The sequence below is a fragment of the Arthrobacter sp. MSA 4-2 genome (assembly GCF_016405885.1).
GTDB lineage: Bacteria > Actinomycetota > Actinomycetes > Actinomycetales > Micrococcaceae > Arthrobacter_D.
On sequence record NZ_JAEKGC010000028.1, the window covers coordinates 1 to 3,102 of the forward strand.

General features: G+C 63.0%; 4 protein-coding genes and 1 pseudogene. All 5 read left to right on the plus strand.

Annotation, left to right across the window (positions count from 1 at the left end; translation table 11 throughout):
• The first annotated feature begins 396 nt into the window (after positions 1–396).
• Positions 397–1,146, plus strand: coding sequence for an NAD(P)-binding domain-containing protein (locus I6N91_RS16900; RefSeq protein WP_307843406.1), 750 nt, complete (start codon positions 397–399; stop codon positions 1,144–1,146).
• Positions 1,147–1,184: 38 nt separating this feature from the next.
• Positions 1,185–1,370 carry a hypothetical protein gene (locus I6N91_RS16905; RefSeq protein WP_198814478.1) on the plus strand — a complete coding sequence of 62 codons (186 nt, stop codon included), beginning with the start codon at positions 1,185–1,187 and terminating at the stop codon, positions 1,368–1,370.
• 69 nt (positions 1,371–1,439) lie between these two features.
• Positions 1,440–2,102: a DsbA family oxidoreductase gene (locus I6N91_RS16910; protein WP_198814480.1), complete on the plus strand. Its 663-nt coding sequence runs from the start codon at positions 1,440–1,442 to the stop codon at positions 2,100–2,102.
• A gap of 200 nt (positions 2,103–2,302) precedes the next feature.
• Positions 2,303–2,695: an ester cyclase gene (locus I6N91_RS16915; RefSeq protein ID WP_198814481.1), complete on the plus strand. Its 393-nt coding sequence runs from the start codon at positions 2,303–2,305 to the stop codon at positions 2,693–2,695.
• A 321-nt stretch (positions 2,696–3,016) separates the two neighbouring features.
• A pseudogene (locus tag I6N91_RS17315) lies at positions 3,017–3,102 on the plus strand (TetR family transcriptional regulator); the annotation flags it as partial.

Consider the following 3,102-nt stretch of genomic DNA (forward strand, 5'->3'; position numbering starts at 1 on the left):
TTCGAACAAGCGGTGGCTCTCGGAGACCTGCCACCACATGCCGACCCACATCTTCTCGCGCGGTACCTCATGACGGTCGTCAATGGCATCGCCGTGCAGGCCACCGGCGGGGTCCCGCGCTCCGATCTCAAGGACGTCGCTGACCTGGCGCTGCGTAATCTGCCGCTGACCTCCTGAGACCCATTCCCCCGCCCGTACCTCCCCGGCATCAACCGGCGTCCATGATGGCGTCTCAGGCCTTGAGGTCGGCGCTTGATGCGGATGTTGTGGATCGATTGGAATAAAACCTACCGAACGGTTGCTGAGACAAAAAGGCACAAGAGGGCGTGGCTCCCGGCTTCCCCCCCCATGTGCCTGTCCGGTTCAACTGATTCCTGCTATTAGAAAGACATTGTTGTGACATCTCCCTTGGGCATTATCGGATCCGGTGCAATGGGTGACACGCTTGCGCGTCTTGCCGTCGCGGCCGGATTAAACGTCATGATCAGTAACTCCAGGGGTCCTGAGACCCTGAAGGATCTGGTCCAGGATTTGGGGCCTCTCGCCCGTGCGGGTTCGGTCGCCGACGTCGCCCGTGAGGCTGACATCGTGATCGCGGCCATCCCCCTTATCGCTTACAAGCAGTTGCCTGCTGACACTTTGGCAGGAAAGATTGTCATCGACTTGACCAACTATTACCCGCAGCGCGACGGGCAGATTGCGGTTCTTGATGAGAATGCCTCAACTGCCAGTGAGTTGGTCCAGGCCCATCTAGCGTCATCGTTTGTGGTGAAGACCTTCGCCAGCATCGCCTTCGCAACTCTCGGCAACGGTGCTCGTCCGAAGGGCGACCCGGAGCGGAGCACCCTGCCGGTTCACGGTGACGACGCAGCAGCGAAAGCACGCGTTATGGACCTGCTGGACACGCTTGGCTACGATGCACTGGACGACGGCAGGCTAGCCGACAGCTGGCGCGCCGAACCCGGCACTCCAATTTACGTCAACCCGTACATGACGGAATGGCCCGCCGAACCCATGACCGTGGATCAGCTGTTCGCGTGGCTTCGGGCGGCACCGGTTATCCCAATGTCACAGCAGCGTGCTGCCGACCTGCTCGCCAGCGCCGCCCGCGGACCCGCGGGCGGCCGCTTCCCAGAAACCATCTGAGCGCCCTCCAAAACAGTGCTGCGCGGATAGGCCGGCCGGTGGAGGAGTCTGCCCGCATCATCTGCGGCCTTGCCACCTGTTGTTTTGGCAGGGACCTGGTTGTCTCCAGTGACTACCCCGAGGCCGTCGATTTCGTCTCGGACTTCCACAACGACCTTGGCTTCTCATCCGGGCAACCCACCCCACATACCCCCTCCCCACATACCCCCGTCCCCGACGATTAGGAGAACAAGCAATTGAGCCCTGCAGGCATTACCCCCAGCACCTCCCCCCAACAGGGAAGCGCTCCCAGCATGAAGATCGACGTGTGGGCCGACATCATGTGCCCCTGGTGCTACATGGGCAAGCGGCGCCTGGAAGAAGCGGTGCAGTCCTTCACCAGCACCGCGCACACGGAGCACCGACGGATCGAAGTGGAGTTCCACAGCTTCGAACTCGCGCCCGAACTGCCCCCCGGGCAGACCCAGTCCGTTCTGGACTTCAACGTCGCCAACAGGGGCATGACCCCAGACCAGGCCGCAACCCTGCTGGAGCAGATCACCGAGCGGGGCCGGGGTCTTGGCCTCGACCTGAACTTCGACACCGCCCTGCTCACGAACACCTCACGCGCCCACCAGCTCATCCACTACAGCAAGGCGCACGGCAAGCAACTGGAAGCGGAAGAAGCAGTCTTCGCCGCATACTTCACCGAGGGCCGCAACGTCTCCGATCTCGAACAGCTCGGGCAGATCGCCGAAGCAATCGGACTCGATCGTCATGACGCCGTGCGTGCCCTACAGGCGGAAGAACACCTCGAGGGGGTGCGTGCGGATCAGGCTGCCGCCGGCTCCTACGGGATCCGTAGTGTGCCGTTCTTCGTCATCGACGGAAAGTACGGTCTCGCGGGTCTGCAGGACGCTTCGGTGATGACAGGAGCGCTCGACAAGGCATGGTCCGAAAGGGCACCTCACACCTAGCCGGAACCACGAAGTCCGGCTTCGGCCAACACCGCCAAAGCAGCCTCATGCACGGGTAGGACACCGCCCGGCACGGTCCCTGCCAAGCGCGCGGCAGGGGCCGTGCATTTTAGGACTGCGGCAGGAGCCTTTCCATCATCTGCGTCGCGCCGCCGTCACATCACGGCCACTTTGGCCCAGAGAAGAACAGGGAAGCCACCATGTCTGAATTCAACCTGCGGGACTTTTACGAGCGCTACATCGAGGCATTGAACGCCCACGAGTTCGACCGGATGGACGAATTCGTCCACGACTCAATCGTCATGCACAGCGAGCCGAGCTCCCGTGACGCGCTGGTCGCACAGCTGCACAGCATCATCGACCCGGTTCCTGACTTCCATTGGGAGACCCAGGAGCTGGCCATCCATGGTGACAGCCTCGCCGTACGCCTTATCAATACCGGAACCCCCACCAAGGAATGGCTCGGCGCCGCACCGACCGGCAGGAAGTTCGAGATCGTCGAGTACGCCATCTACACCGTGCGGGACGGCAAGTTCGTGCACATGTCGGCACTTCACGACGCGGAGGCTCTGCAGAAGCAGCTCGCCAGCTAGCGGCTCTCCAACCTGAGGGCTGCGAAGCCGATTGCGGGCGAGGTCCGATCTCCAGATCGAACCTCGCCCGCCGCGCATGGGCGCAGGCGGGGATCGGCCGGAATTCGGCCGCCTGTGCCGGTCCGTACGAATGCCCCGGCGGGCTCGTCGCCCGCACCCAAGCCGGTCCCGGGACCTTCGTGATCGCCGGTCCCGGAGACCCGCTAAGCTTCACCCGAGACCCGCGTGTCATGTATGGAGCAGGAAGGTGACGCCGTGAAATCCGTGAATCTTTGGGGGCGGCCGAGAGAGTTTGACACTGACCAGGCCCTGGAGCGGGCGATGCGGGTGTTCTGGGCGCAGGGCTATGAGGGCACCAGCCTCACCGACCTCACCGACGCGCTCGGCATCACACGCTCGAGCATGTA

Bases quoted from the DNA above. Each gene is read 5' to 3' on its own strand.
- I6N91_RS16910 (WP_198814480.1), top strand. From the start codon at position 1,440: ATGAAGATCGACGTGTGGGCCGACATCATGTGCCCCTGGTGCTACATG.
- I6N91_RS16915 (WP_198814481.1), top strand. From the start codon at position 2,303: ATGTCTGAATTCAACCTGCGGGACTTTTACGAGCGCTACATCGAGGCA.